General features: G+C 71.9%; 23 protein-coding genes. 6 read left to right on the forward strand and 17 right to left on the reverse strand.

Translation table 11 applies throughout. The annotated features are described in order from the left end of the window. Nucleotides 1-94: 94 nt before the first annotated feature. Nucleotides 95-1,504: a type I glutamate--ammonia ligase gene (gene glnA, locus DT019_RS06230; RefSeq protein ID WP_114035617.1), complete on the reverse strand. Its 1,410-nt coding sequence runs from the start codon at nt 1,502-1,504 to the stop codon at nt 95-97. 209 nt (nt 1,505-1,713) lie between these two features. Between glnA and DT019_RS06235 the strand changes: the two genes are divergently transcribed. Beyond that, nucleotides 1,714-2,181 (forward strand): RDD family protein, encoded by a 468-nt coding sequence (locus DT019_RS06235; protein WP_114035618.1) that lies wholly within the window; start codon nt 1,714-1,716, stop codon nt 2,179-2,181. Between the two features lie 96 nt (nt 2,182-2,277). Here the strand turns inward: DT019_RS06235 and DT019_RS06240 are convergent, their stop codons facing one another. From DT019_RS06240 to lipB, 4 genes are all read right to left on the reverse strand, one after another. Further along, the gene (locus DT019_RS06240; protein WP_114035619.1) at nt 2,278-2,985 is read right to left on the reverse strand and encodes a DUF4191 domain-containing protein; all 708 of its coding nucleotides are present in this window, start codon (nt 2,983-2,985) and stop codon (nt 2,278-2,280) included. 19 nt (nt 2,986-3,004) lie between these two features. Beyond that, nucleotides 3,005-3,217, reverse strand: coding sequence for a hypothetical protein (locus DT019_RS06245; RefSeq protein WP_114035620.1), 213 nt, complete (start codon nt 3,215-3,217; stop codon nt 3,005-3,007). Between the two features lie 275 nt (nt 3,218-3,492). After that, a complete protein-coding gene (lipA, locus tag DT019_RS06250; protein ID WP_114035621.1) occupies nt 3,493-4,449 on the reverse strand; it encodes a lipoyl synthase in 957 nt (318 codons plus the stop codon). A gap of 139 nt (nt 4,450-4,588) precedes the next feature. Beyond that, nucleotides 4,589-5,398, reverse strand: a complete 810-nt coding sequence (lipB, locus tag DT019_RS06255) for a lipoyl(octanoyl) transferase LipB (protein ID WP_114035622.1) — start codon at nt 5,396-5,398, stop codon at nt 4,589-4,591. Nucleotides 5,399-5,624: 226 nt separating this feature from the next. Between lipB and DT019_RS06260 the strand changes: the two genes are divergently transcribed. Continuing rightward, entirely contained in the window at nt 5,625-7,073 is a 1,449-nt protein-coding gene (locus DT019_RS06260) for a regulator (RefSeq protein ID WP_114035623.1), read from the forward strand. Between the two features lie 51 nt (nt 7,074-7,124). Here the strand turns inward: DT019_RS06260 and DT019_RS06265 are convergent, their stop codons facing one another. Then, nucleotides 7,125-8,441 carry an NAD(P)/FAD-dependent oxidoreductase gene (locus DT019_RS06265; protein WP_114035624.1) on the reverse strand — a complete coding sequence of 439 codons (1,317 nt, stop codon included), beginning with the start codon at nt 8,439-8,441 and terminating at the stop codon, nt 7,125-7,127. Nucleotides 8,442-9,147: 706 nt separating this feature from the next. Further along, nucleotides 9,148-10,044, reverse strand: coding sequence for a TIGR01777 family oxidoreductase (locus tag DT019_RS06270; RefSeq protein ID WP_114035625.1), 897 nt, complete (start codon nt 10,042-10,044; stop codon nt 9,148-9,150). A 36-nt stretch (nt 10,045-10,080) separates the two neighbouring features. Between DT019_RS06270 and DT019_RS06275 the strand changes: the two genes are divergently transcribed. Both DT019_RS06275 and DT019_RS06280 read left to right on the forward strand, forming a co-directional pair. Continuing rightward, nucleotides 10,081-10,608 carry a GNAT family N-acetyltransferase gene (locus DT019_RS06275; RefSeq protein ID WP_114035626.1) on the forward strand — a complete coding sequence of 176 codons (528 nt, stop codon included), beginning with the start codon at nt 10,081-10,083 and terminating at the stop codon, nt 10,606-10,608. 37 nt (nt 10,609-10,645) lie between these two features. Then, on the forward strand, nt 10,646-11,911 hold the full coding sequence (locus DT019_RS06280) for an amidohydrolase (protein ID WP_223279326.1): 1,266 nt from the start codon (nt 10,646-10,648) through the stop codon (nt 11,909-11,911). A 9-nt stretch (nt 11,912-11,920) separates the two neighbouring features. On the opposite strand, the gene DT019_RS06285 is transcribed toward DT019_RS06280, so the two are convergent. Beyond that, nucleotides 11,921-12,571: a TetR/AcrR family transcriptional regulator gene (locus DT019_RS06285; protein ID WP_114035627.1), complete on the reverse strand. Its 651-nt coding sequence runs from the start codon at nt 12,569-12,571 to the stop codon at nt 11,921-11,923. Between the two features lie 119 nt (nt 12,572-12,690). Between DT019_RS06285 and DT019_RS06290 the strand changes: the two genes are divergently transcribed. Continuing rightward, the gene (locus DT019_RS06290; protein ID WP_114035628.1) at nt 12,691-13,494 is read left to right on the forward strand and encodes an SDR family NAD(P)-dependent oxidoreductase; all 804 of its coding nucleotides are present in this window, start codon (nt 12,691-12,693) and stop codon (nt 13,492-13,494) included. An 18-nt stretch (nt 13,495-13,512) separates the two neighbouring features. On the opposite strand, the gene DT019_RS06295 is transcribed toward DT019_RS06290, so the two are convergent. Next, complete coding sequence (locus tag DT019_RS06295) at nt 13,513-14,034, reverse strand: DUF4240 domain-containing protein (RefSeq protein WP_189389267.1); 522 nt, start codon at nt 14,032-14,034, stop codon at nt 13,513-13,515. A 107-nt stretch (nt 14,035-14,141) separates the two neighbouring features. After that, nucleotides 14,142-15,011 carry a winged helix-turn-helix domain-containing protein gene (locus DT019_RS06300; protein ID WP_114035630.1) on the reverse strand — a complete coding sequence of 290 codons (870 nt, stop codon included), beginning with the start codon at nt 15,009-15,011 and terminating at the stop codon, nt 14,142-14,144. A gap of 259 nt (nt 15,012-15,270) precedes the next feature. Here DT019_RS06300 and DT019_RS06305 point away from each other — a divergent pair, with 259 nt between their 5' ends. Then, nucleotides 15,271-15,501: a hypothetical protein gene (locus DT019_RS06305; protein WP_114035631.1), complete on the forward strand. Its 231-nt coding sequence runs from the start codon at nt 15,271-15,273 to the stop codon at nt 15,499-15,501. A 49-nt stretch (nt 15,502-15,550) separates the two neighbouring features. Here DT019_RS06305 and DT019_RS06310 read toward each other — a convergent pair whose 3' ends face one another. The 7 genes from DT019_RS06310 to lpdA all read right to left on the reverse strand — a co-directional run bounded on the left by DT019_RS06310 (nt 15,551) and on the right by lpdA (nt 25,650). Continuing rightward, nucleotides 15,551-16,486 carry a winged helix-turn-helix domain-containing protein gene (locus DT019_RS06310; protein ID WP_189389215.1) on the reverse strand — a complete coding sequence of 312 codons (936 nt, stop codon included), beginning with the start codon at nt 16,484-16,486 and terminating at the stop codon, nt 15,551-15,553. Between the two features lie 78 nt (nt 16,487-16,564). Next, complete coding sequence (locus DT019_RS06315) at nt 16,565-17,548, reverse strand: helix-turn-helix transcriptional regulator (RefSeq protein ID WP_114035633.1); 984 nt, start codon at nt 17,546-17,548, stop codon at nt 16,565-16,567. Nucleotides 17,549-17,775: 227 nt separating this feature from the next. Continuing rightward, nucleotides 17,776-18,549, reverse strand: a complete 774-nt coding sequence (locus DT019_RS06320; protein WP_114035634.1) for a VOC family protein — start codon at nt 18,547-18,549, stop codon at nt 17,776-17,778. Nucleotides 18,550-18,649: 100 nt separating this feature from the next. Next, on the reverse strand, nt 18,650-21,346 hold the full coding sequence (gene aceE, locus DT019_RS06325) for a pyruvate dehydrogenase (acetyl-transferring), homodimeric type (RefSeq protein ID WP_114035635.1): 2,697 nt from the start codon (nt 21,344-21,346) through the stop codon (nt 18,650-18,652). 226 nt (nt 21,347-21,572) lie between these two features. Continuing rightward, on the reverse strand, nt 21,573-22,199 hold the full coding sequence (locus DT019_RS06330) for a GntR family transcriptional regulator (protein WP_114035636.1): 627 nt from the start codon (nt 22,197-22,199) through the stop codon (nt 21,573-21,575). A 205-nt stretch (nt 22,200-22,404) separates the two neighbouring features. Next, nucleotides 22,405-24,168 (reverse strand): 2-oxoglutarate dehydrogenase, E2 component, dihydrolipoamide succinyltransferase, encoded by a 1,764-nt coding sequence (sucB, locus tag DT019_RS06335; RefSeq protein ID WP_114035637.1) that lies wholly within the window; start codon nt 24,166-24,168, stop codon nt 22,405-22,407. A 93-nt stretch (nt 24,169-24,261) separates the two neighbouring features. Further along, the gene (lpdA, locus tag DT019_RS06340; RefSeq protein WP_053727683.1) at nt 24,262-25,650 is read right to left on the reverse strand and encodes a dihydrolipoyl dehydrogenase; all 1,389 of its coding nucleotides are present in this window, start codon (nt 25,648-25,650) and stop codon (nt 24,262-24,264) included. Nucleotides 25,651-25,893 lie beyond the last annotated feature (243 nt).

Consider the following 25,893-nt stretch of genomic DNA (forward strand, 5'->3'; position numbering starts at 1 on the left):
TGATCCACCCAATAGGGGGGGCCGCAGCGAAAAGCGGCGAGCCCCGCCGCCCGGGGTGGGGCGGCGGGGCTCGGGTGTCGCGGAGGTGGGGGGCTTAGAGGTCGAAGTACAGCTCGAACTCGTGCGGGTGGGGGCGGAGCTGGATCGGGGCGATTTCTGCCGTGCGCTTGTAGTCGATCCAGGTCTCGATCAGGTCGGAGGTGAAGACACCGCCGGCCTGGAGGTACTCGTTGTCCGCCTCCAGGGCCTCGAGGACGGCCGGCAGCGAGGTCGGGACCTGCTGGACGTTGGCGTGCTCCTCGGGAGCCAGCTCGTAGAGGTCCTTGTCGATCGGCTCGGCCGGCTCGATCTTGTTCTTGATGCCGTCGAGGCCCGCCAGGAGCAGCGCGGAGAAGGCGAGGTACGGGTTCGAGGACGGGTCCGGGGCGCGGAACTCGACGCGCTTGGCCTTCGGGTTGGAGCCCGTGATCGGGATGCGCATCGCGGCGGAGCGGTTGCGCTGCGAGTACACCATGTTGACCGGCGCCTCGAAGCCCGGGACCAGGCGGTGGTAGGAGTTCACCGTCGGGTTGGTGAAGGCGAGCAGCGACGGGGCGTGCTTGAGGATGCCGCCGATGTAGTAGCGGGCGGTGTCCGAGAGGCCCGCGTAGCCCTGCTCGTCGTAGAACAGCGGCTCGCCGCCGGCCCACAGGGACTGGTGGACGTGCATGCCCGAGCCGTTGTCGCCGAAGATCGGCTTCGGCATGAAGGTCGCGGTCTTGCCGTTGCGCCAGGCGACGTTCTTCACGATGTACTTGAAGAGCATCAGGTCGTCGGCCGCGGCGAGCAGCGTGTTGAACTTGTAGTTGATCTCGGCCTGGCCGGCGGTGCCGACCTCGTGGTGCTGGCGCTCGACCTGGAGGCCGGAGTTCTCCAGCTCCAGGGAGATCTCGGCACGCAGGTCGGCGAAGTGGTCGACCGGCGGGGCCGGGAAGTAGCCGCCCTTGTAACGGACCTTGTAGCCGCGGTTGTTCTCGACCGCACCGGTGTTCCAGGCGCCGGCCTCGGAGTCGATGTGGTAGAAGCCCTGGTTCGCGGAGGTCTCGAAACGTACCGAGTCGAAGACGTAGAACTCGGCCTCGGGGCCGAAGTACGCGGTGTCCGCGATGCCGGTGGAGGCGAGGTAGGCCTCGGCCTTCTTGGCGATGTTGCGCGGGTCGCGGCTGTACTGCTCGCCCGTGATCGGGTCGTGGATGAAGAAGTTGATGTTCAGCGTCTTGTCGCGGCGGAACGGGTCGAGGCGCGCCGTCGACAGGTCCGGGCGCAGCGCCATGTCGGACTCGTGGATCGCCTGGAAGCCGCGGATCGACGAGCCGTCGAAGGCGAGCTCCTCCGCCGGGTCGAACGCCTTCGCGGGGATCGTGAAGTGCTGCATCACGCCCGGCAGGTCACAGAACCGGACGTCGACGAACTTCACGTCGTTGTCCGCGATGAACTTCTTCGCGTCGTCGGCGTTCTGGAACATCCAACTCCTCCTACTCCCACCCGGGGAGGGGCGGGGTTGCAGCTCGGTCGTGCGGCCAGTGCGGTGGCACACGCTGGACCCGACCATAGGCAGGCGGGATTTCTCAAGCGTGACCCGTTTGTTTCGCCCAAGTTAACCGGCCTGGTGACGACGCCGCCAAGACTGACCCGGGTCGAAGTGATCGAAAACGGGCGCAGTACCGTGGTTCCGTGGACAACAGGCAAGCAATCGGATCGTGGCTCTCGGGGCCCCGCGCGGCCGCCGAGGAGATGGGCGTCGACTTCGGCTACCGGGGCGAGCGGCTCGGTCTGCCCAAGGACGGGCCCGGCTCGGTGGCCCCCCTCGGCCGGCGCTTCGGCGCCATCTTCATCGACTGGGGCCTGTGCGCCCTGATCGCCTACCAGCTGATCGCCCGCGGCAACGCGCACAGCGCGAGCAACTGGGCGCTCCTCGTGTTCCTCGTCCTCGGTGTGCTGACGGTCGGGACCGTCGGCTTCACGCCCGGCAAGCGGCTGCTCGGTCTGCGCGTGGTCGCCGAGGAGGGCGGCCGGCTCGGCATCGTGCGGGTCACCGTCCGCACCGTGCTGCTGTGCCTGGCGATCCCGGCGCTGATCTGGGACCGCGACGGCCGCGGCCTGCACGACCGGCTGGCCCGCGCGGTCCAGGTCAGGATCTGAACCTCCCACCCGCTGGAACGTCAGAAGGCGGCCCGGACCACATCGGTCCGGGCCGCCTTCGTGTGCGTACGGGCTCCGTGGCCCTACGAGGTGAGGTCAGCGCATCTTTCCGCCGCGCGGCATCCGGGTGCCCTTGGGCATCGGACCCTTCGGCAGCGGCATGTTGCTCATCAGGTCGCCCATGGCGCGCAGCCGGTCGTTGGCCGCGGTGACCTGCGGGCCGGAGAGCACGCGGGGGTACTTCAGGAGCGTGGTGCGCACCTTCTTCAGCGGCACCTGGCCCTCGCCGTCACCGACGATCACGTCGTGGACCGGTACGTCCACCACGATGCGGGCCATCTTCTTCTTCTCCGCGGCCAGCAGGGACTTCACCCGGTTCGGGTTGCCCTCGGCCACCAGCACGACGCCGGCCCGGCCGACGGCCCGGTGGACGACGTCCTGGCTGCGGTTCATCGCCACGGCCGGGGTGGTGGTCCAGCCGCGCCCGATGTTCTGGAGCACCGCGGCCGCCGCGCCCGGCTGACCCTCCATCTGACCGAACGCCGCCCGCTCGGCCCGCCGCCCGAAGACGATCGCCATCGCGAGCACGGCCACCAGGAGGCCCAGAATGCCCAGGTAGACCGGGTGTCCGAGCAGGAAGCCGATCGCGAGGAAGACGCCGAGGACGACGATTCCCACGCCGGCGATGACAAGTCCGATCTTGGAGTCGGCCTTGCGGGTCATCTTGTAGGTCAGGGCGATCTGCTTCAGTCGCCCCGCATTCGCATCGTTCGCAGCGCTCTCTGCGGTTGCCTTCCTCGCCATACCAGGAAGTTTACGTGGCCTAGGAGCGGCGGGTGGCCACGGCCTCCAGTACGTGCTGGGCCTCGACGCGGTCCTTGGCCCGGCGCCGGTCCTCCAGGACCGCGGTCCAGGCGTTGCGGCGGGCGGTGCGCTGCCCGGAGCCCATGATCAGCGACTCCATGACGCGCAACGCGCCGGTGACGGACGGAAGCGTGGTGGCTCGCACGGTCTGCGGAGCGGTAGCGGCCTGCATCGTCGAGGTCCCCCCTCGGGACGGGAAGTCAGGAACGGACGGTGGGTGTGGGGGCATGCGCGGTGCGTAAAGCCAATGTCACTGATTGGTGTTACCAGGGCGTGTCCAAGCGGTCAAACGCCAATGAAACCTTGATACGGACCGGCAAAGCGTTGACGCGGCCCGTACGCATGCCCCGACCTGCGGGGAAGGTACGGGCCGCGTCGAATCGGCCATTACCGATCAGTAGCCGCTTGTGAGCGGATTCACGCAGTCCCTGTCGTGCGCGACGGGGCTCAGGCGGTGGCGGCGGCGCTCCGCGCTTCCATCGCCTGCTGGTACAGCCGGCCCGCGCGGTAGGAGGAGCGCACCAGCGGACCCGACATCACACCGGAGAAGCCGATCTCGTCGGCCTCCTCCTTCAGCTCCACGAACTCCTGCGGCTTCACCCAGCGCTCGACGGGGTGGTGGCGCACGGAGGGGCGCAGGTACTGGGTGATCGTGATGAGTTCGCAACCGGCGTCGTGCAGGTGCTGCAGCGCCTCGCTGATCTCCTCGCGGGTCTCGCCCATGCCGAGGATCAGGTTCGACTTGGTGATCAGGCCGTAGTCGCGGGCCTTGGTGATCACGTCGAGGGAGCGCTCGTAGCGGAAGCCGGGGCGGATCCGCTTGAAGATCCGCGGCACGGTCTCGACGTTGTGCGCGAAGACCTCGGGGCGGGAGGAGAAGACCTCTTCCAGCTGCTCGGGGACCGCGTTGAAGTCGGGGGCCAGGAGCTCGACCTTGGTGCGGCCCTCGGCGCGCCCCGCGGTCTGCGCGTGGATCTGGCGCACGGTCTCCGCGTACAGCCAGGCGCCGCCGTCGGCCAGGTCGTCGCGCGCGACGCCGGTGATGGTGGCGTAGTTCAGGTCCATGGTGACGACCGACTCGCCGACGCGGCGGGGCTCGTCCCGGTCCAGCGCCTCGGGCTTGCCCGTGTCGATCTGGCAGAAGTCGCAGCGCCGGGTGCACTGGTCGCCGCCGATGAGGAAGGTCGCCTCGCGGTCCTCCCAGCACTCGAAGATGTTCGGGCAGCCGGCCTCCTGGCAGACCGTGTGCAGGCCCTCGCTCTTCACGAGCTTCTGCAGCTGGTTGTACTCGGGACCCATCTTCGCCCGGGTCTTGATCCACTCGGGCTTGCGCTCGATGGGGGTCTGGCTGTTCCGGACCTCCAGGCGCAGCATCTTGCGTCCGTCGGGTGCGACTGCGGACACGTCCGGCTCCCTGTGACTTCGATTCTTCGGCGAACCCTAGGGTACGCCCGTTGTTTGGACGGCTGGGGTGCGGCCCGTTGCCATGGGGGCAACCTGCCGGGGTCCGGCGGCATTCCCCCGGCGCGGGTGCCGGGGCGGGTCAGGCCACCGCGGGGGCCTGGGGCCGCTCGATCTCGCGCGGAGCCAGGTCGGCGTTCTCCAGGACGTCCCTGAGGTGGCGCTCCACCACGGGCAGCACCTCCTCGATCGTGACCTCGCGCCCCAGCTCGTACGAGAGCGAGGTCACACCCGCGTCGCGGATCCCGCACGGCACGATCCGGTCGAACCAGGTGTTGTCCGGGTTCACGTTGAACGAGAAGCCGTGCATCGTGACGCCCTTGGCCACCCGGATGCCGATCGCCGCCAGCTTGCGGTCCTCGCGGCGCTGGCCCGCGTTGGAGGGCGCGTACTCGGGGCCGTTGAGGCGGGCGTCGAACTCGTCGTCGGTCAGGCGCGGGTCGAGGTCGAGGGACAGGCCGCCGAGCCTGGGGCGCCGCTCCACCGGGTCACCGAGGACCCACACGCCGCTGCGGCCCTCGACCCGGGTGGTCGCCAGGCCGAAGTCGGCGGCGGTGCGGATGAGGGCCTCTTCGAGGCGGCGTACGTGCGCGACGACGTCGACGGGGCGGGGCAGCTTCTGGATCGGGTAGCCGACGAGCTGGCCGGGGCCGTGCCAGGTGATCTTGCCGCCGCGGTCGACGTCGATCACCGGGGTGCCGTCCAGGGGGCGCTCGCTGTCCTCGGTGCGCCGCCCCGCGGTGTAGACCGGCGGGTGCTCGAGGAGCAGGCAGGTGTCCGGAACCTCGTCGGCGAACCGGGCCGCGTGCACCCGGCGCTGCTCGTCCCAGGCCTCCTGGTACTCGACCGCGTCCGCGCCGAACCCCAGCCGGACAAATCGCAGCTCGTTCACGCCAGCTCCCCTGTCGAACTTCTCGGATGCATGCAGCCCTCCCTCACTGTACGACCGTGTTCGAGGGCCGCCGCACGCCCCCCAGACCCGGGCAGAAACGGCACCTCACCACACGATCGGATGAATGCGGGGCGAAGGTGGCGGCACCGGCCGTATTGACCGCTAAATTCTCGCCGTTCCATGAGGGCTGCAAGGTTGGCCCGGAAGGCAGGAGAACGCAGAGCTGATGACGGAACGACCCTCGCAGCGCACCCCCAACCGCCAGCTCGCCGCACTCATCGCAGAAGCCGGGTTCTCCAATGCCGGGCTGGCCCGCCGCGTTGACCAGCTCGGCCTTGAGCACGGCCTGGATCTGCGCTACGACAAGACCTCGGTGACGCGGTGGCTGCGCGGCCAGCAACCGCGCGGCACCACGCCCGCGCTGATCGCCGAGGTGTTCACCCGGAGGCTGGGCCGCAGACTCTCCGCACAGGACCTCGGGCTCGACGCCTGTGCGCCGGTGTACGCGGGTCTGGAGTTCGCGGCGACCCCGGAGGAGGCCGTCGACATCGTCAGCGGCCTCTGGCGCAAGGACTCGGGCAGCCACGCCGAACTCCGCAAGATCGCGTTCACCCCGGCGGGCCTGGTGGTCCCCAGCCGGGACTGGCTGATCGGGCGGGCCGACGACCGGGTGGGGCGCGGTGAGCCGAACCCCCAGGCGAACGTGACCCGCATCCCGGTCCAGGGCCGCCCCTCCGTACCCCGCCAGCGCACCACCGACCGCGGCCCCGGGCAGCGCGTGACCAGCGGGGACATCGCGGCGCTCCGCTCGGTCGGCGAACTGTTCCGCACGCTCGACCACGCCTACGGCGGCGGGCACGCGCGCCAGGCACTGGTGCGCTATCTGGAGCACGAGGCCGAACCCATGCTGCGCGGCACCTACGGCGAGAACGTGGGGCGCCGGCTGTTCGCGGCGGCGGCCGACCTGACCAGGCTGGCCGGCTGGACCTCGTACGACATCGCGGCGCACGGGCTCGCCCAGCGCTACTTCGTGCAGGCGCTCCGGCTCTCACAGGCCGCGGGGGACCGGGCGTACGGCTCGTACGTGCTGGTCACGATGAGCCGCCAGGCGGTCTATCTGGGCCACGGCCGCGAGGCGGTCCAGCTCGCCCGGGTCGCCCAGCAGGGCGTGGGCTCCGCGGCGCCGCCCGTCGTGCAGTCGCTGCTCAACGCGGTGGAGGCGCGCGGGCACGGGGTGCTCGGCGAGGTACGGGCGTGCACCGCCTCGCTGGTCCGGGCCGAACGGGCGCTGGAGAGCGCCCGGCCCGGTGACGACGTGCCGCACTGGGCGCGGTTCTTCGACGAGGCGCAGCTCGCCGACGAGTTCGGCCACTGCCACCGCGACCTCCAGCAGTACCGCGCCTGCGCGCAGCACGCGGAGCGCTCCCTGCAACTGCGCGCCCCGGGCTACGCCCGCTCGCGGCTGTTCTGCCGGGTCGTGCTGGCCACGGCCCGGCTCGGCCTCGGCGAGCTCGACCAGGCCTGCGCGCTGGGCGCGGAGGCGGCCCAGCAGGCCAGCGAGATGAGGTCGGCGCGCGCGGTCGAGTACGTACGCGACTTCGAGCGCCGTCTGGAGCCGTACCGGGACGCGGCCGCGGTGCGCACCTACCGGGACCGGGTGGCCGCGTTGGGGTGAGCCCGTGGCCGGGCGGCATCCGGCCACGGACTCCGAAGGGCGGCCCCGCCGTCAGGCCGCCTTGCGGATCACCTCCGCCGGCGCCTGCCAGGACGGGACGCCCAGGTCGGTGAGGATCGCCTGGGCGGCGCGACGGCCCGAGTACAGGGCGCCCTGGACGGTGCTGGTGTCGCGGTGGTCGCCGCAGACGTACAGACCGGCGAGCAGCCGGACCGGGCGGCGCAGATCGTGCGGGGCGGGCATCGAGGGCACGGCCTGCGGGGTGTGGTGCACGGCCAGCGGCTCCCAGTCGGCCGTGGACGTGGCGTACAGGCGCGCCAGTTGGCGGCGTACCGCGCGCTCCAGGTCGGCGGGCGGGGTGCCGAGCACGGTCGAGGTGATCAGCGCCCGGCCGTGCGGCGCGCGGCTCGGGTCGACCTCGCTCATCACCGAGCTGTACGCCACCGGCCCGCTGCGGTCCGCGTCCAGGAGCAGCGCGGGGTCGGCGAGCGGGGTGTGCGGCGCCGTGTGGTGCAGCACGGTGAGCGGGTGGAAGGCGGGGACCCTGAGGCCGGGCAGGAGCTCGGCGGCGGCGGGCGCGTCGGTGGCCAGGAGCACGGAGCGGCAGCCGAGTACGCCGTGGTCGGACGTGGTGACCGAGGTGGTGGCCACCGAGGTCACCTTCACGTCGGTACGCACCGTGCCGGGCGGCAGCGCCCGGGCGAGCAACTCCGGCAGGGTGGCCGCGCCGCCCGCCGGGACGCACAGCCGACCGCGCGCGAAGCCCCTCAGCGCGAGGTCGGCGCAGCGGCTCGACGTGGTCAGGTCCGGGTCGCAGAGCAGGGCGGACAGCAGCGGGCGCACGAAGCCGTCCAGCGTGCGGGCGGGCAGGCCCCGGCCCGACAGGGCCTGGCCGATGGGGAGTTCGGGCCGGGCGACGATCCGCTCGACGGGGGTCGCGGCCAGCCTGGCGAGCGCTTTGCCGAGCCGGGCCTGATCGAGTGCGCCGCCGAGCGGGGTGACCGTGCCGCGAGGGGCGCTCGCGCGGGCGCGTGCGGCGGCCAGTGCGCCCCTTGCGCTCCCTGTCGCGCCCGCGCGGTAGTGCCGGCCCTCGCTGTGCACGAGGACGCCGGGCGAGAACGGGCGCAGCGGCAGGTCCTCCAGGCCCGGGGTGCGGGTCAGTTCGGGGTACGAGGTCGAAAGGAGTTGCCCGATCCGGTCGAGCCGGAACCCGTCGACCGTGGCGGTCGACATGCGGCCGCCCACGGAAGGGGCCGCCTCCAGGACGCTGACCGTGACTCCCGCGCCGGTCAGCTGATGAGCCGCTGACAGGCCCGCGAGCCCGGCCCCCACGATGAGTACGTCCGCATGGTGTGCGGTGCTGAGCACGTGGCCCTCCCCGAGGTAGGCGCGGTAGGTGGAGGCCTCATGCCCCCAACTGGCCCACGGAATGCCGGAGTTCGTGGAGAGAGTAGATACCGTTCGCCGTCCCGGCTCCGCCGCGCGTGGGGGTGGGCGTTGAGGCATACCGGGCGCACGGCGCCCCTCCGGGGGGCTTCCCCCTTGCCGGGGTGCCCCCGGCCCCACCCCCCTGGGGCTCCGCCCCCGCCCCCGGCCGTGCCCCTACGGGCCCCCGCGCCCCGCCTTTCGTCCGTCCACCGTGGGTGGCTGGTCGCGCAGTTCCCCGCGCCCCCAGGGGTTGTGCTTGTGGGGCTTGATGGGTTCGCCCATTTCTTGTGCCCCCAACCCCGTTTCGTCCGTCCACCGTGGGTGGTTTGTCGCGCAGTTCCCCGCGCCCCTAACGGCACCGTGCTGGCCAGCACAGGCATACCCAGCCTGTCCGGCGTTTGAGGACGAGCGCCGTTCAGGCGCGAACGGGGGTGCGGGGGCAGAGCCCCCGTCGGGGTTCGAGGGGCGAAGCCCCTCAGGGGGTCTGGGGCGCAGCCCCAGGGGCGGAACCAACTAACCCGTTGCACGGGCGGGCGGGTGGGCAAACCCCCGGGGTCTGGGGCGGAGCCCCAGGGGCGGAACCATCCAACCCCTTGCACGGGCGGGTGGGTGGGCACCCCCCCGGGGTCGGGGGCACAGCCCCCGGTCAGGTTGCGGCGCCGATCGCCCCCTCCACCGTGGGGAACGCGAACCTGAACCCCGCCGACAGCAACCGCGCCGGCAGAACGCGCGTACTGGCGAGCGCATCCCCCGCCGCCTCCCCGACGGCCAACCGCATCGCCGCCGCCGGGACGGGCAGGAGGGCCGGGCGGTGCAGGGCCCGGGACATCGCCTCCGTCACCTCCCGGTTCGTCACCGGCTGGGGCGCGGTCAGGTTCACCGGCCCGGACACCCCCTCCGTGTCCACCAGGAACCGCAGCGCCGCGACCTCGTCGTGCAGGGCGATGAACGACCAGTACTGGCGGCCGCTGCCAAGCCGGCCGCCCAGCCCCGCCCGGAACAGCGGGAACAGCTTGGCCCACGCGCCGCCCTCGCGGGCCACCACCAGACCCGTACGCGCGAACACCGTGCGGATGCCCGCCTCCTCGGCCGGAGCCGCCGCCTCCTCCCACTCCACGCACACCGACGCGAGGAAGCCGTCGCCCGGCGGCGCCGACTCGTCCACCGGGCGGCCGCCGGTGTCGCCGTAGTAGCCGATCGCCGAGCCGCTCACCAGCACCCTCGGCGGGGTGTCGAGCAAGGCCAGCGCCTCGGCGAGGGCCGCCGTGCCGAGCACCCTGCTGTCCCGGATCTCCTTCTTGTACGCCGCCGTCCAGCGGTGGGCGGCCACCCCCGCCCCGGCCAGGTGCACCACCGCCTCACAGCCGGCGAGGCCCGCCGCGTCCACGTACTGGCGCGCCGGATCCCACTCGACCTCGTCGGGGGCCTGGGCCCCGCGCCGTATGAGACGCAGCACCTCGTGCCCGTCCGCCCGCAGCGAGCGCGTCAGCGCCGCACCGATCAGTCCCGTCGAACCCGTCACCGCGATCTTCATGGAGCCCATCCTTGCGCTCTCGGGCCCACATGGCACAGTGGCCGCATGCCCGAGTCGTACACCCAGCCCGGTACTTCTCCTCCGGTCCTCATACGCGCCGCCCGGCGCTCCGACGGTGAGCCGCTGGGCGCGCTCACCCGGGCCGCCTGGTCCCCGCTGCACTCGGTGCAGCCGCGCCCGACACCCCCGTACGCGCCCTTCTTCGACGAGCGGCACGAGCCCGCGCACTATCTCGTGGCCGAGGCGGAGGGCCAGGTCGTGGGGTTCGTCCGGCTGGTTCCAGCCACCCCGCTCGCGTGCAATCGGCACGTCCGCCAGATCCAGGGCCTCGAAGTCAGCGAGGCCGCGCGCGGCCGGGGCGTCGCGCGGGCCCTGCTGCGCGGCGCCTACGAGGCCGCCCGCCGCCAGGGCGCCACCCGCATCACACTGCGCGTCCTCGGCCACAACACCCCGGCCCGCGCGCTGTACGAGGCGGAGGGCTTCGCCGTCGAGGGCGTACTGCCGGGCGAGTTCCTCCTGGATGGCGCGTACGTGGACGACGTCCTGATGGGGCGCTCCCTGCTCGCCGGCTGACGACCGAGACCAGACCTCCGAAAGCAGGGCAGCCACCGTGTCCCACTCCACCCCCGCCGCCAAGGCCACCGCCGACGCCGCGGCCCTCGTCCTGCGCGGGCTCGACGCGATCCGCGAGGATCTCGCCGGGATCTACCGCGATCTGCACGCGCACCCCGAGCTGTCCTTCGCCGAGCACCGCACCGCGGCCGAAGTCGCCCGCAGGGCAAGGGAGTTCGGGTGCGAGGTGACCGAGGGCGTCGGGCGCACCGGGGTCGTCGCCGTGCTCGCGAACGGGCCCGGGCCCACCGTGCTGCTGCGGGCCGACTTCGACGCGCTGCCGGTGACCGAGCGGACCGGTCTCGACTACGCCTCCACCGCCGAGGGGGTGATGCACGCCTGCGGGCACGACATGCACGTCACCTGCCTGCTCGGCACGCTCCGGCTGCTCGCCGACGCCCGCTCGCTGTGGAGCGGCACCGTCCTCGGCGTCTTCCAGCCGGCCGAGGAGATCGGGCAGGGCGCGCGGGCCATGCTCGACGACGGGCTCTACGAGCGGTTCGGCACCCCGGACGTCGTGCTCGGCCAGCACGTGGCGCCGTTCCCGGCCGGGATGATCGGGGCGCACGCGGGCCCCGCCTTCGCGGCCACCGACGCGCTCAAGGTCGTCATGTACGGCAAGGGGGCGCACGGTTCGCGGCCCGAGACGTCCGTCGACCCGGTGGTGATGGCCGCCTCCACCGTGCTAAGGCTCCAGACGATCGTCTCGCGCGAGATCCCGGGCGGTGAGACGGCCGTGGTGACCGTCGGCGCCCTGAACGCCGGGACCAAGGACAACATCATCCCGGACGAGGCCGAGCTGAAGATCAACATCCGGACGTACAAGGAGAACGTACGGACCCGGGTCCTGGCCGCCGTCGAGCGGATCGTGCGGGGGGAGGCGGCCGTCGCCGGGGCCACGCGCGAGCCGGACATCACCGAGATCGACTCCTTCCCGGTGCTCGTCAACGACGCCGACGCGACGGCCCGGACGATGGCCGCGGTCGGCGCGGTCATCGGCGACGGCCAGGTGCTCGACCCGGGCCCGGTGACCGGCAGCGAGGACGTCGGCCTGTTCGGCACCGAGGCCCAGATCCCGGTCTGCTACTGGCTGTTCGGGGGAGTGGACGCCGAGGCGTTCGGCGCCGCGTTCGCGGCCGGCACCCTCGACCAGGACGTCCCCTCCAACCACTCGCCCTTCTTCGCCCCGCTGGTCGAGCCCACGCTCACCACCGGGGTGACCGCTCTGACGACCGCGGCCCTCGCCTGGCTCGACCCGCGCTAGCGGTCCGGCTCAGCGGCCCAACAGGCGCATGGCGCCGGTGAGTTCGCGCAGGCAGCGCACCGCGAGATCGGCGGGGGAGCCCGGGCCGGAGGCCGGCGCGTCGGTGGCCGCCCACGCTTCGAGCGCGACCCGGATCGCGTCGGTGGCCGCGGCCGCCGCGAGCCGCAGCTCCAGGGTGTCGGCCCCCGGCCCGGCCAGCCGGGCGAGGACGGGCAGCAGGCGCTCCTCGGAGTCCTGGTTCACCCGGTACCAGACCGCGCGCAGGGCCGCGTCGTGCTCGGCCGCGCGCAGCAGTCCCCGGGTCCACCTCAGCTGCTCGGCGCCGTGCGCGTCGGGCGCGGCGAGGGCCTCGCGCACGGCGGCCTCCAGCGTCTTCCCCAGCGGGCCCGGCTCGGCGGCTTCGAGCAGCGCCCGCCAGCGCTCGGCGCCGCCCGAGAGCAGCGGGCCGACCGCGTCCTGCTTGGAGCGGAAGTAGCGGTAGAAGGTGCGCAGCGCGACCCCGGCGTGCCGGGCGATGGCCTCGGCGGTGGTGCCGTCGGGCCCGTGCTCGGCGAAGAGCGCGGCGGCGGCGCGGGCGATGTCGAGCTGGGTCGCGGCCTTGCGGCGCTCGGTCAGGGAGGCCTTGGCCGGGGGAGCGGCCTGGGGATCGGGCTGGGTCACCGCGCAAGCCTACGCCCGCGGTCTCCGTACCGGCATGGAATGACGTCGTGGCAAAACGTGCCACTTGGGCGTACGGTGGTGGCATCCACGATCCCCGCACGCGAGAAAGCTGGACCGCGATGAGCCCGAACACCGTCACCGACCGCTACGAAGGTCGCCGCGCCCTGGTCACCGGCGGTGGCTCCGGCATCGGCCAGGCCACCGTGCTCCGCCTGCTCGCGGAGGGCGGCCATGTCGTCGCCGCCGATGTCAGCGAGGCCGGTCTCAAGGACACCGCCGACAAGGCGGGCGCCACTGCCGGCCGGCTCACCACCCTCGTCGTCGACATAGCCGACGAGGACTCGGTGCGCGCGGGCGTCGCCGCCGCCGTGGCCGCGCTCGGCGGTCTGGACGTGCTGGTCAACGCCGCCGGGATCCTGCGCTCCTCGCACACCCACGAGACGAGCCTGGCCGACTTCAACAAGGTCGTCGCGGTCAATCTGACCGGCACGTTCCTGATGATCCGCGAAGCCGTCCCGGCGCTCCTGAAGGGCAACGGCGCGGCCGTCGTCAACTTCAGCTCGACCTCGGCGATGTTCGCCCACCCCTACATGGCGGCGTACGCGGCCAGCAAGGGCGGCATCCAGTCGATGACGCACGCGCTCGCCGCCGAATACGCCAAGCAGGGCATCCGCTTCACCGCCGTGCAGCCCGGGTCGATCTCGTCCGGCATGACCGACGGCACCGGCGCCTCCCGGTCGAGCGTGGGCCCGGGCCTGCCCGCCGACGCCGACATGTCGCTCTTCGCGAAGCTCGCCCCGGCCATCGGCCAGGGCTTCGCGGGCCCCGAGACGGTGGCGTCGGTGGTCGCGATGCTGGCGAGCGACGACGGCCGCTTCATCACCGGGACCGAGGTCCGCGTCGACGGCGGCACGCACTTCTGATCCGCCGCCCGGCCCCGCTCAGCCGGTGCCGAACCGCTCCCACAGACGGGGGAAGCGGTCGGCGAGGGCCGACGCGTCCTCGAAGTCCAGCGGGATTCCGGCCGGCTCCTCGGACTGGGCGGGGATGCCGAGGTCCGGCGCCACGACGCCGGTGAGCTGCTCGTACGCCTCGTCCGCCGCGTAGCCGAGCTCCTCGCCGTCGCCGTCGACCTCCTCGTCGAACTCGCCGAGGAGGTCGGCGAGCGCGTCGGGGTCGTGCAGCGCGCCCTCGAAGACCTCGCGGCCCTGGCCGATGAGCCAGCAGCGGAAGTAGTCGAAGGCGTCGTCGCTGGCCCCGTCGAGCAGCACGGCGGCCGCGCCCCACAGGTCCCAGCGGTAGGCGCGGTTGTAGCGCGCCTCGAAGTGCCGGGCGAAGTCGAGCACGGAGTCGGGGTCGTACTGCAGCAGCCGCTCCACGAGCAGGTCGGCCTGTTCCTCGGGGTCGCCGTCGGCGGCCTCGCGGGTACGGTCGACGATCTCCCAGAACTCCGTCTCGTCCATCACGGAACCAGCATCGTGGGTGGGGGGTGGCCGCGCACGCGGAGCGGCGCTTTTCGTCCGGTTGCCGCTCCTGGCTCACCCCTGGCACACCTGTCGCCCCGCGTTCGCTACTCGTCGAGGGGCAGCGTGTTGGCGACCATCTCCCAGCGCGAGTCGAACCAGGCCTGCACCTGCTCGAACTCCGCGCGCTCCAGGGACCGCGCCCCGTTGCCCTCAAGGGTGGCGGGGAACAGGGTGTCGCTGTGCAGTTCGACCACCTCTATCGACTCCGCGTCGACGAGGATGCGGGTCCTGCGCAGGAAGTAGTAGCCGGTCAGCATCTGGGTGCCGTTGATGAGGTAGCGCTTCTCGCCCGGCACCGTCGGCAGGCTCCGGATCTCCACGGACACCGTGCCGACCGTGCCCTCCTCGGCCAGCTGGGTGAGCGAGTGGTGCAGCGCCTCCGCGTACATCCGGATGACCCGGCGCAACCGCCGCAGCGGGCGCGGGTCGAGGGGGTCGTCGAGGGCGCGGGGGTAGGGGTGGTCGGTGTCCAGATCGGGTACCAGCACCCGGACCCGGACCGACTCGGGGGCCGCCCGGTCGCCGAGCCGGATGAGTTCGGCCTGCTGCTGGACGGCGCGCGAGAGCTCCTCGGTGTGCAGCGACCAGACGTCGAGCGAGACATGGCGCGCCTCGAAGGCACGGGAGACGTAGTAGACCAATGGCCGTCCGATGGCTGCCTGGCGGGCCACCCGGGCACCCCGGCCGGACACCCCGTCCTCCAGGAGCTGCTCGGCGCGCAGCAGCTGGAGCGCCTTCTGTACGGTGCCGCGACCGCAGCGGAACCGGCGCATGAGCTGCTCCTGTTTGGGCAGCGCGTCGCCGGGCGCGGGGACACCGTTCTGGATGTCCTGGCGCAGTGCGTCGGCGACCGTCCGGTAGCGGGGGATCTCCCCGACGTCGTCCCGGTCGGTCCCGGTGGTGTGGGTCGTCACCCCGAGAGGTTACAACTCGCGGTCAGGACAGGACAGATGGCTGCGAGGACAGGTCAACTGGCCCAATTGACCGGTTGGTTGGACCAGATGGACGCCCAATGTTCCATTGGCATAGTCGTGTTGCCCGATATGCAGTCGGCTGACCATAGATGGCAGCCATTCAGCACGGGTAGGAGGAGGGAACACAATCGCCGGCCAATGAGGGTACCGATCGTCAGTACGTGCGGGCCGCGGCGGCGACAACCGGAGGAGGTGTTCCATGGGACTGGAGACACGCGTGCAAATCGTCCTCGAACTGCTGTCGAACGCGGGTGTGGTGTCCCTGCTCGGCCCGTCGGGTCTGCTGGTGCTGGCTCTGGGTGTACTGCTCACGAAGGGCGGCGACGGCGCGGTCCGCGGGGAGCCTGGGCCGGTACCGGCCGGGCCGCGCACCAACCTGGTGTGCGTGGCGGCCGTGCTCCTGGTGCTTCTGCTCATCGCCGCGGTCTGAACGGGGCCGCTCGATCACCGCCCTCGGGCGGGCCCGCTCCCGATCCGGCTCAGCTCGGGTCCACGGGGCGGGCGTTGGGGTCCATGGGACGGGCGATGGTGTTCCACAGCGAGTCGAACCACTGCTGGGTCTGCTCGACATAGCTGCGGGTCACCTGGTCGTCGTCCACCACGGTGTGCCGGAAGAGCATGCCCTCCACGCCGAGCATGTCGTAGATCTCGATCGGGTTCCGGTCGAGGTCCACCGTGCGTTCGGTCACCTGGTAGTGGCCGGCCAGGACCTCCCGGCCGTTCAGGATGTACACCTTCTGCGTCGGGGTGATCGACACCTTGCGGGCCTCGACCGTCACGTCCTCCACCAGGTCGCGGACCTTGAGCATGCGCAGCGAGTGCCGCAGCGAGCCGTAGATGTGGTTGCTGGTGATGCGCAGCCGCTCGCGCGGCCGGCCGTTGTGCAGATCGCCGATCACCTGGGGCAGGGCGAGGGGCGCCTCGGCGTCGGGCAGCAGGATGCGCACGGCCACCCGGCGCGGACCGGCGCCCTCGGCCTGCACGGTGACCAGCGGGCCCGCCAGCGCGGCGGCCAGCGTCTCGCCATTGAGGCAGTACGCGTCGATGGTCACCTCCTCCTGGCGGAAGCACTGCGCCACCCGCTCGCCCAGGAAGACCCCCGCGGGGCGCGGGGCATGGCGGCGCGGCCCCGGCACCTCGCGGCCGTTGCTCGCGGGCGGCCGGGTGGCGGCCGGGCGGGCGACCGTCGGCGGGGTGCCCTGCTGGGCCCGCCTGATCAGGCCTTCCTTCTCCAGCAGCTCCACGGCGCCGCGGACCGCGCCGCGCGGCACCGCGAACCGCTCGCTGAGCTGGGCCTGGGTCGGGAGGTGTTCACCGACGCGCAGCTCCCCACCGGAGATGAGCGCGCGCAAGCCGTCCGCGACCACATCCCGCGGACGACGCTGTCCCTCGGTCGAAGCGCTGTTACCAGGCACGTTTCGAATCCTACAACTTCCTGCCAATGACGGCGAGTTGTCCAACCGAAACTGCCAGTATCTGCCAATGGTGCCGATCTATTCGTAGAGTTGGCGCAGGGCGCGCGCCGCGTCGGCGAACCGCTCGCGCAGCGCGGCGGGTTCCAGGACCTCCAACTCCGGCCCCAGAGTGAGTAGTTGGCCGTACGCGACGTCCTGCGACTCGACCGCCAGGGTGACCGTGACCCAGCCGTCCTCGTCCGGCTCCCCGGCCCGCTCCGCCAGGGCTTCGCGCACCGCGTCCCGGTCGCCGGTGGCGTACGGCAGCCGGGCGGCCCCGGCCGGTGAGACCCGTACGACCACCGTCTCGCGGAGCACCGAGCGGGCGAACTCCGCCGACCGCGCCGCCCAGAAGCCCGGCAGGTCGAAGTCCGCGTCCCGGACGAACCGGTCCTCGCCGACCGCGACCGCGGTGAACCGGTCGAGCCGGTACACCCGGAAGCCGCCGTCCTCGTCCGCCGGGCGGGCGCACAGGTACCAGACGCCCGCCTTCAGGACCAGGCCGTACGGTTCGAGCTCGCGCTCCACCTCGGAGCGGTCCGGGCGCCGGTAGCCGGCCCGGACCCGTCGGTCGTCCCACACCGCCTCCGCGACGGCGGGCAGCAGTTCGGGCGTCTCGGGCTCCTGCCACCAGCCGGGGGCGTCCAGGTGGAAGCGCTGGGCGGCGGCGGTGGGGGCGTCCTTGAGGGAGGGCAGCAGGGCCGCCGACACCTTCAGGCGGGCCGCCGAGGCGGCGTCCTCAAGACCCATCTCCCGCAGCGCGCCCGGCACTCCGGACAGGAACAGGACCTCGGCCTCGGAGCGGGCGAGTCCGGTCAGCCGCGTCCGGTACCCGCCGACCAGGCGGTAGCCCCCGGCCCGGCCCCGGTCCGCGTACACCGGCACCCCCGCCTCGGCCAGCGCCTGCGCGTCCCGGGTCACGGTCCGCTCCGAGACCTCCAGCTCGCGGGCCAGTTCGGCGGCGGTCATGGCGGGGCGGGCCTGGAGCAGAAGCACCATCTTGATGAGCCGGGCAGCGCGCATGCGGTCATGATGCAGGGTGGGGGGCCTGGGTGGGGCCGGGTGTGCTTCGGGGTCGCTTTCGGGTGCGGATCGTGCGGGGTGCTCGCGCCGTTCCCCGCGCACCCGGGGTTCGTTTTCGGGTGCGGGCCGTCCGTGGCCGGTCGCGCAGTTCCCCGCGCCCCTGTAGGGCGCCCGGCGCTGACGGTCGAGCGCGGCCCCGCGCCCCCGTAGGGCGCCCGGCGTTGACGCTACGGGTGGGTCTCGGTCAGCGCGATGATCGAGAAGACCCCGCCCTGCGGGTCCCGCAGCAGGGCGAAGCGGCCGGGCGGGATGGTCGTGGGCGGCACGTGCACTTCGCCGCCCAGCTCCCGCGCCCTCGCCGCGGTCGCGTCGCAGTCCGCCACCTGGACGTACACCATCCAGTGCGGCGGCGCCTCCGGCGGGAAGTCCTCGTTCATGCGCATCATGCCGCCGAAGCTCTCGCCGTCGAGCCGCCACTCGGTGTACTCGGAGCCGCCGTACGGCTCGGTGTCGCAGTCCCAGCCGAAGACCGCCCGGTAGAAGGTCCTGGCCCGGTCCGCGTCCCGGGTGAGCAGCTCGAACCAGCACATGCTGTTCGGCTGGTCCGCGACGCCGAAGCCCTGGTGCTCCTTCGGCTGCCAGACGCCGAAGACCGCGCCCTCGGGGTCGGCGAACACCGCGAGCCGGCCCGACGAGAAGACGTCCATGGGACCGGCGACGACCGAACCGCCGTTGCCGGTGACCGCGGCGGCCGTCGCGTCGGCGGACTCGACCTGGTAGTACGCCAGCCAGGCCACCGGCTGCCCCGGAGCCATGCAGGGGCCGTACCCGCCGACGTACCGGTCGCCGAGCAGGAACATCCCGTAGCCGCCCGCCTCCGCCAGCGGCACGTCCGCGCCCTGCCAGCCGAAGAGGCCTCCGTAGAAGCCCTTGGCGGCGGCGACGTCGGTCGTCGAGAGGTCGGCCCAGGTGGGCGCGGACGGGCGGTTGAAGATCCTCATGCGGTGCTCCCGGAGTCGTGGCGCCCCCGGCAGACCATTCACGCACGCGTGCCCCGCCCCGGCAATCGGGACGGGGCACGCGCGGGTGGCCGGTCGGGGCCTACAGGCCGTAGCGCTCGCGCGCTTCCTTCACGGCCGTGACCGGTACCTCGCCGCGCTTGGCGAGCTGGGCCAGGGCCGCGACGACGATCGACTGGGCGTCGACGCCGAAGTGGCGGCGGGCCGCCTCGCGGGTGTCGGAGAGGCCGAAGCCGTCCGCACCGAGCGAGGACCAGTCCTGCTCGACCCACTGCGCGATCTGGTCCGGGACCTGGCGCATGTAGTCGGAGACCGCGAGGACGGGGGAGTCCACGCCCTCAAGTGCCTTGCGGATGAAGGGGATGCGCTCCTCGCCGCGCAGCAGCGCGGCGTCCGCCTCCAGGGCGTCGCGGCGCAGCTCGGTCCACGAGGTGGCGGACCATACGTCGGCGGCCACGCCCCACTCCTCGGCGAGCAGCTTCTGGGCCTCAAGGGTCCAGTGGATCGCCGTGCCGGAGGCCAGGAGCTGGATGCGCGAGGCGTTCACCGGCACGGTGACACCGGCCGACTCCGCCGTGTTGAAGCGGTACAGGCCCTTGACGATGCCCTCGTCGATGCCCGCGGGCTTCGCCGGCTGCGGCATCGGCTCGTTGTAGACCGTCAGGTAGTAGAAGACGTCTCGGTCCTCGCCCGGGGCGGCCTCGCCGTACATGCGGCGCAGACCGTCCTTGACGATGGCCGCGACCTCGTAGGCGAAGGCCGGGTCGTACGACAGGGCCGCCGGGTTGGTCGCCGCGATCACCGGGGAGTGGCCGTCGGCGTGCTGGAGGCCCTCACCGGTCAGCGTCGTACGGCCCGCGGTGGCGCCCACCAGGAAGCCGCGGCCCAGCTGGTCGCCGAGCTGCCACATCTGGTCGGCCGTGCGCTGCCAGCCGAACATCGAGTAGAAGATGTAGAACGGGATCATCGCTTCGCCGTGCGTGGCGTACGACGACGCGGCGGCGATGAAGTCGGCCATCGAGCCGGCCTCGGTGATGCCCTCGTTGAGGATCTGGCCGTCCTTGGCCTCGCGGTAGTACATGAGCTGGTCGCGGTCGACCGGCTCGTACGTCTGGCCCTTCGGCGAGTAGATGCCGAGCGAGGGGAACAGCGACTCCATGCCGAAGGTGCGGGCCTCGTCCGGGACGATCGGGACCCAGCGCTTGCCGGTCGTCTTGTCGCGGATCAGGTCCTTCATCAGCCGGACGAACGCCATGGTGGTGGCCATGGACTGGCTGCCGGAGCCCTTGTCGAACGCCGCGAACGACTTGTCGGCCGGGGCCGGCAGCGGGGCGATCGCGTGGCTGCGGCGGGCCGGGGCCGGGCCGCCGAGCGCCGCGCGGCGCTCCTGGAGGTAGCGGACCTCGGGGGAGTCGGCGCCGGGGTGGCCGTAGGGGACCACGCCGTCGACGAACTGCGCGTCGGAGATGGGCAGTTCAAGAAGGTCACGCATCTTCTTGAACTCGTCGTTGGTGAGCTTCTTCATCTGGTGGTTCGCGTTCTTGGACGCGAAGCCCTCACCGAGGGTGAAGCCCTTGACGGTCTGCGCCAGGATGACGGTCGGCGCACCCTTGTGGGACAGGGCGGCCTTGTAGGCGGCGTACACCTTGCGCGGCTCGTGGCCACCGCGCGACAGGTGGAAGCACTCCAGGATCTTGTCGTCGGACAGCAGCTTCGCCATCTCGACGAGCGCCGGGTCCTTGCCGAAGAAGTCCTCGCGGATGTAGGCCGCGTCGCGCGTCTGGTACGTCTGCACCTGGGCGTCGGGGACCTCGCGCAGGCGGCGGACCAGGGCGCCGGTGGTGTCGAGCTGGAAGAGCTCGTCCCAGGCGCCGCCCCACAGTGACTTCACGACGTTCCAGCCGGCGCCGCGGAACTGGGCCTCCAGCTCCTGCACGATCTTGAAGTTGGCGCGGACCGGGCCGTCGAGGCGCTGCAGGTTGCAGTTGATGACGAAGGTCAGGTTGTCCAGACCCTCGCGGGCGGCGAGTGCGAGGGCCGCCGTCGACTCGGGCTCGTCCATCTCGCCGTCGCCGAGGAACGCCCACACGTGGGAGTTCGAGACGTCCTTGATGTTCCGGTTGGTGAGGTACCGGTTGAAGCGCGCCTGGTAGATGGCGGAGAGCGGGCCCAGACCCATGGAGACGGTCGGGAACTCCCACAGCCAGGGCAGGCGGCGCGGGTGCGGGTAGGAGGGCAGGCCGTCGCCCGCGGACTCCTGGCGGAACTTGTCGAGGTGCGCCTCGGTGAGGCGGCCGTCGAGGAAGGCGCGGGCGTAGATGCCGGGCGAGGCGTGGCCCTGGATGTAGAGCTGGTCGCCGGAGCCGTCGCCCTCCTTCCCGCGGAAGAAGTGGTTGAAGCCGGTCTCGTACAGCCAGGCCGCGGACGCGAAGGTCGCGATGTGGCCGCCGACGCCGTACTTCGAGCCTCGGGTCACCATGGCCGCCGCGTTCCAGCGGTTCCACGCGGTGATCCGGCGCTCCATCTCCTCGTCACCGTCGATGACGGGCTCGGAGGAGGAGGGGATGGTGTTGACGTAGTCCGTCTCCAGCAGCTTCGGCAGGGCCAGGCCCGCGCCTTCGGCGTGCTGCAGCGTGCGGCGCATCAGATACGCGGCCCGGTGCGGGCCGGCGGCCTTGGCGACGGCATCGAGGGAGGCCGCCCATTCGGCGGTCTCCTCGGTGTCACGGTCCGGGAGCTGGTCGAGCTCGCTCGGAAACTTGGCTACGGGGTCGATCATGATCGCCGCCTTCCGGACAGGAGGGGGGTGGAGAAAAAGGGGCCTTTGTCTGGCAGGACGGGGCCTTGGACCGGTGAGTCCGCCGTCGACTGTAAGCCGCCGATCGATGATCGATCAAAGCGTTGAGCCAAAAACTTCTTCGAATCGAGAAAGTCGGCACAGGGTGCCGCAAAAAAGGGCACCCGGTGCCTTGGAATGCCAGGTGCCCGGCGGGCCGCTCCGCAGGTCAGGCGCTACGCGGCGCGCACCCCAGGACATGGGCCTTCACCAGCGCGCCGATGGCCGGATCCCGCCGCCTGAACGCGGCGACCAGGTCCTCGTGCTCCTCCGCGTAGGACTTCTGGACGGTGCCCAGCCAGCGGATGGAGAGCGCGGTGAACACCTCGATGCCGAGGCCCTCCCATGTGTGCAACAGCACACTGTTGTCGGCCGCCCGCACGAGCTCGCGGTGGAAGCCGACCGTGTGGCGCACCTGCGCGGTGCCGTCGGCCGCCCGGTCCGCCTCGTACAGCGCCGCCACGTGCGGCTCCAGGGCCGAGCAGTCCTCGGCCAGGCGCCCGGCCGCGAGCTCCGCCGCGATCTGCTCCAGACCGGCCCGCACCGGGTAGCTCTCCTCCAGGTCGGCGGCGCTCAGATTCCGCACCCGTACGCCCTTGTTGGGCGCCGACTCGATCAGGCGCAGGCTCTCCAGCTCCCGCAGGGCCTCACGCACCGGCGTCTGGCTTACCTGGAGCTCCACCGCGATGCGCCGCTCCACGATCCGCTCACCGGGCTTCCAGCGCCCGCTGACGATCCCCTCCACGATGTGCTCGCGGATCTGCTCGCGCAGCGAGTGGACGACGGGCACGGTCATGGGGGCTCCTTAAGGTCTGCCCGGCGGATCTCGTCCGGACGCGACGCCTGGGCAGCTCAACGGCGACCTGATCCGCCGGACAGACCATAAGGCGAGCGGTGACCCCCAAACAATACGGCCGCGCCCCCGTCCGGAAGTGTCCGGACGGGGGCGCGGCCGCTGGTGAGACGAGTGTTACAGCCGCCTCGTGGCGCCGGTGGCGGTCCTACAGGCCGAGCTCGACCTCGAACTCGCCGGCCTCCAGGATCGCCTTGACGGCCGTCAGGTAGCGGGCCGCGTCGGCGCCGTCCACCAGACGGTGGTCGTAGGAGAGCGACAGGTACGTCATGTCGCGGACGCCGATGACGGTGCCCTCCGCGGTCTCGATGACCGCCGGACGCTTGACGGTGGCGCCGATGCCCAGGATGGCGACCTGGTTCGGCGGCACGATGACCGTGTCGAACAGCGCGCCGCGCGAGCCGGTGTTGCTGATCGTGAAGGTGGCGCCGGACAGCTCGTCCGGAGTGATCTTGTTGGCGCGGACCTTGCCGGCCAGCTCCGCGGTCGCCTTCGAGATGCCGGCGATGTTGAGGTCGCCCGCACCCTTGATGACCGGGGTCATCAGACCCTTCTCGGAGTCCACGGCGATGCCGATGTTCTCCGAGTCGAAGTACGTGATGGTGCCCTCGTCCTCGTTGATCCGGGCGTTGATGACCGGGTGGGCCTTCAGCGCCTGGGCCGCCGCCTTCACGAAGAACGGCATCGGGGACAGCTTGACGCCCTCACGGGCGGCGAAGGAGTCCTTCGCCTGGCCGCGCAGCTTCATCAGCTTGGTGATGTCGACCTCGACGACCGAGGTCAGCTGGGCCTGCGAGTGCAGGGCCTTCATCATGTTGTCGCCGATGACCTTGCGCATGCGGGTCATCTTGACCGTCTGGCCGCGCAGCGGGGACGCCTGGAGGGACGGGGCGGCCTTCGCGGCGGGGGCAGCGGCGGCGGCCGGAGCCGGAGCCTTGGCGGCCTCGGCGGCGGCGATGACGTCCTGCTTGCGGATGCGGCCACCGACGCCGGTGCCCTTGACCGCGCCCAGGTCCACACCGGACTCGGAGGCGAGCTTGCGGACCAGCGGCGTGACGTACGCGCCGTCGTCACCGGAGGTGGCGACCGGAGCGGCAGCCGGAGCGGCCGGAGCCGGGGTGACCGGCGCCGGGGCCGGAGCGGCCGCGGGGGCCGGAGCAGCCGGGGCGGCCGGAGCCGGGGCCGGAGCGGCCGGGGCTGCCGCGGGGGCGGGCGCCGGGGCCGGGGTCGGAGCGGGCGCCGGAGCTGCGGCCGGGGCCGGGGCGGCCGGAGCCGGAGCAGCGGCGGGAGCCGCACCCGGAGCACCGATGACGGCGAGCTTGGCGCCGACCTCGGCGGTCTCGTCCTCGCCGACCACGATCTCCAGCAGCACACCGGCGACCGGGGCGGGGATCTCGGTGTCGACCTTGTCGGTGGAGACCTCGAGCAGCGGCTCGTCCTCGGCCACCTCCTCGCCGACCTCCTTGAGCCAGCGGGTGACGGTGCCCTCGGTGACGCTCTCGCCGAGCGCGGGGAGGACGACGTCGGTGCCCTCGGCGGAGCCACCGCCGGAAGCGGCCTCGGCCGCGGGGGCCGGGGCGGGGGCGGCGGCCTCGGTGGAGGGGGTCGCCTGCGGGGCCGGGGCGGCCGGGGCCTCGGCCTCGGCCGGAGCCGGGGCGGCGGCGGGCGTGCCCGTGCCGTCGTCGATGATGGCGAGCTCCGCGCCCACCTCGACGGTCTCGTCCTCAGCCACCTTGATGGAGGCGAGGATGCCGGAGGCGGGGGCGGGGATCTCGGTGTCGACCTTGTCGGTCGAGACCTCGAGCAGCGGCTCGTCGGCCTCGACGCGCTCGCCCTCGGCCTTCAGCCAGCGGGTGACGGTGCCCTCGGTGACGCTCTCGCCGAGCGCCGGAAGGGTTACGGAAACCGACATGGTTTCGGTTGCTCCTTACGAGAATGGGGTCTCCCCTGCTCGAGCGCAGTCGAGAGCTTGGGGAAGGTAGTGGTCGTCGCGCCCGAGGGGCTACTAGTCGTGGGAGTGCAGCGGCTTGCCGGCCAGCGCCAGGTGGGCCTCGCCGAGCGCCTCGTTCTGCGTCGGGTGCGCGTGGATGAGCTGCGCGACCTCGGCCGGCAGAGCCTCCCAGTTGTAGATCAGCTGGGCTTCGCCGACCTGCTCACCCATACGGTCACCGACCATGTGGACGCCGACCACGGCCCCGTCCTTGACCTGGACGAGCTTGATCTCGCCCGCGGTCTTGAGGATCTTGCTCTTGCCGTTGCCCGCGAGGTTGTACTTCAGAGCGACGACCTTGTCCGCACCGTAGATCTCCTTGGCCTTGGCCTCGGTGATGCCCACGGAGGCGACCTCGGGGTGGCAGTACGTCACCCGGGGCACGCCGTCGTAGTCGATCGGGACGGTCTTGAGACCGGCCAGACGCTCCGCCACCAGGATGCCCTCGGCGAAGCCGACGTGCGCGAGCTGGAGCGTCGGGACGAGGTCGCCGACGGCGGAGATGGTGGGCACGTTGGTGCGCATGTACTCGTCGACCAGGACGTAGCCGCGGTCCATCGCGACGCCCTGCTCCTCGTAACCGAGGCCCTGGGAGACCGGGCCGCGGCCGATGGCGACGAGGAGGACCTCGGCCTCGAACTCCTTGCCGTCGGCCAGCGTGACCTTCACACCGTTGGCGGTGTACTCGGCCTTCTGGAAGAAGGTGCCCAGGTTGAACTTGATGCCGCGCTTGCGGAACGCGCGCTCCAGGATCTTGGAGCTGTTCTCGTCCTCGACCGGCACGAGGTGCTTGAGGCCCTCGATGACGGTGACGTCGGTGCCGAAGGACTTCCACGCCGAGGCGAACTCGACGCCGATGACGCCGCCGCCCAGGATGATCGCGGACTGCGGGACGCGGTCCAGGGTCAGCGCGTGGTCGGAGGAGATGATCCGGTTGCCGTCGATCTCCAGGCCCGGCAGCGACTTCGGCACGGAGCCGGTCGCCAGGAGGACGTGGCGGCCCTGGATGCGCTGGCCGTTGACGTCCACGGAGGTCGGGGACGACAGGCGGCCCTCACCCTCGATGTAGGTCACCTTGCGGGAGGCGACCAGGCCCTGCAGACCCTTGTACAGGCCCGAGATGACCTCGTCCTTGTACGCGTGGACCGCGTTGATGTCGATGCCCTCGAAGGTGGCCTTGACGCCGAACTGGCCGGCCTCGCGCGCCTGGTCGGCGATCTCGCCGGCGTGCAGCAGGGCCTTCGTGGGGATGCAGCCGTTGTGCAGGCAGGTGCCGCCGAGCTTGTTCTTCTCGATCAGTGCGACGTCCAGGCCCAGCTGCGCTCCGCGCAGGGCCGCGGCGTAGCCGCCACTGCCACCGCCGAGGATCACTAGGTCGAAAACGGTGCTGGCGTCGTTCGCCACGTCACGTCCTCCATGCATGTGCGCCGGGCGCGGTCGTCGATGACCGGCGGCGGCTGGTGTTCGGCCGCTTGTCTTCGGCCCTGTGGTGGGGGCCCTGTCCTGCCGAGAACCCATCTTCGCACTTGTTGACGGAAGGCGGGACGCGGGGCCGGGGTCTGAGACGGCTGATCGTCGGGCTCAGCGCCTCTCAGAGGTCACTCCACCGCCGCGCGGAGACGTACGGATTTCATCCACAGCGAAATC

This window comes from Streptomyces sp. SDr-06 (genome assembly GCF_003324565.1).
Taxonomy (GTDB): domain Bacteria; phylum Actinomycetota; class Actinomycetes; order Streptomycetales; family Streptomycetaceae; genus Streptomyces.

Excerpts from the sequence above, each read along its gene's own strand:
- glnA (WP_114035617.1), bottom strand. The coding sequence starts at position 1,504 with ATGTTCCAGAACGCCGACGACGCGAAGAAGTTCATCGCGGACAACGAC.
- DT019_RS06240 (WP_114035619.1), bottom strand. The coding sequence starts at position 2,985 with ATGGCGAGGAAGGCAACCGCAGAGAGCGCTGCGAACGATGCGAATGCG.
- DT019_RS06245 (WP_114035620.1), bottom strand. The coding sequence starts at position 3,217 with ATGCAGGCCGCTACCGCTCCGCAGACCGTGCGAGCCACCACGCTTCCG.
- DT019_RS06260 (WP_114035623.1), top strand. The coding sequence starts at position 5,625 with ATGACGGAACGACCCTCGCAGCGCACCCCCAACCGCCAGCTCGCCGCA.
- DT019_RS06270 (WP_114035625.1), bottom strand. The coding sequence starts at position 10,044 with ATGGGCTCCATGAAGATCGCGGTGACGGGTTCGACGGGACTGATCGGT.
- DT019_RS06275 (WP_114035626.1), top strand. The coding sequence starts at position 10,081 with ATGCCCGAGTCGTACACCCAGCCCGGTACTTCTCCTCCGGTCCTCATA.
- DT019_RS06290 (WP_114035628.1), top strand. The coding sequence starts at position 12,691 with ATGAGCCCGAACACCGTCACCGACCGCTACGAAGGTCGCCGCGCCCTG.
- DT019_RS06295 (WP_189389267.1), bottom strand. The coding sequence starts at position 14,034 with ATGGACGAGACGGAGTTCTGGGAGATCGTCGACCGTACCCGCGAGGCC.
- DT019_RS06305 (WP_114035631.1), top strand. The coding sequence starts at position 15,271 with ATGGGACTGGAGACACGCGTGCAAATCGTCCTCGAACTGCTGTCGAAC.
- DT019_RS06315 (WP_114035633.1), bottom strand. The coding sequence starts at position 17,548 with ATGCGCGCTGCCCGGCTCATCAAGATGGTGCTTCTGCTCCAGGCCCGC.
- DT019_RS06320 (WP_114035634.1), bottom strand. The coding sequence starts at position 18,549 with ATGAGGATCTTCAACCGCCCGTCCGCGCCCACCTGGGCCGACCTCTCG.
- aceE (WP_114035635.1), bottom strand. The coding sequence starts at position 21,346 with ATGATCGACCCCGTAGCCAAGTTTCCGAGCGAGCTCGACCAGCTCCCG.
- DT019_RS06330 (WP_114035636.1), bottom strand. The coding sequence starts at position 22,199 with ATGACCGTGCCCGTCGTCCACTCGCTGCGCGAGCAGATCCGCGAGCAC.
- sucB (WP_114035637.1), bottom strand. The coding sequence starts at position 24,168 with ATGTCGGTTTCCGTAACCCTTCCGGCGCTCGGCGAGAGCGTCACCGAG.